General features: G+C 42.1%; 1 protein-coding gene. It reads right to left on the reverse strand.

All coding sequences use genetic code 11. From position 1 onward, the window contains the following. Positions 1-245, reverse strand: a 245-nt coding sequence (locus ACYVRA_RS08770; protein WP_461252334.1) for a hypothetical protein, incomplete at its 3' end; no start/stop codon positions are given. Positions 246-463 lie beyond the last annotated feature (218 nt).

The raw sequence follows: 463 nt of genomic DNA on the forward strand, positions 1-463 counted from the left end.
TAATCGTCAGGGCTTTTGTATTCCAGCAGGTTACATTCCCGAAATATGACGGAGATGTTTTTCTTGATAACGACATCTTTCGCCTTTTTGATTATTATGCAGTCTATTCGCAAAGGCTCGGAAGTCAGTTGGTATTCCGGATGGAATTCCAACGCGTCCTGATATTCCTGCAGCTCCATTTGTAAAGCTTCTATAAAGGCAGGATGCCAAGGTATATGCGAGATTTCAGATGTGTTTTGTTTCATAGACATCTCCCACCTGACCACTTGCAAGTGGTCAGGCACCTATATATGGCGTGCAGATGCGTGGCGCTTGACCGAAAATGAAAATTTTTTCGAAAAATTTTTTAAAAACGGTCAAGCAAAATGGCAAGTCCACGCCATATATAAGTACCTGACCACTCTCAAGAGTGGTCAGGCGGGAAAAAACTATCTATGGAGGACATTTATGGAAAATGCCAATG

The sequence above is a fragment of the Treponema sp. R8-4-B8 genome (assembly GCF_054786175.1).